The sequence below is a fragment of the Blautia sp. AF14-40 genome, assembly GCF_003479665.1.
Taxonomy (GTDB): domain Bacteria; phylum Bacillota; class Clostridia; order Lachnospirales; family Lachnospiraceae; genus Fusicatenibacter; species Fusicatenibacter saccharivorans.
Genome location: NZ_QUHK01000122.1, coordinates 1 through 261, shown reverse-complemented (window position 1 = coordinate 261; position 261 = coordinate 1). Strand labels below are relative to the sequence as shown.

The following is a 261-nucleotide window of genomic DNA, read 5'->3' as shown; positions in this document are numbered from 1 at the left end:
CAGCTTACCCGAAAGGAACGGACGCACCGGCTCTGTACCCGTGGCGGTATGCTGGAAAGTTTTCTGCAAGAGCCGGAACGCCTGACAGATGATGATGTCATGCTGTTGTTGAAACTCATTTTTCACAGACAGGACACGCAGGAACTATTGAAAAAACTGCTGGAACGGGAGATGCCGGAACCCCCTTAGTTTACTAAGGGCGCAATTATACACCACCCAAAGGTTGGTGCATTGCGTTCTCCGAAGGCTCCTCGCCGGAGG

General features: G+C 52.5%; 1 protein-coding gene. It reads left to right on the top strand.

The window, feature by feature from the left end; all coding sequences use genetic code 11:
• Positions 1–189 (top strand): DUF3847 domain-containing protein (locus tag DWW13_RS19670; protein ID WP_243026217.1); only part of this gene is annotated, 189 nt, incomplete at its 5' end.
• Positions 190–261: the final 72 nt, after the last annotated feature.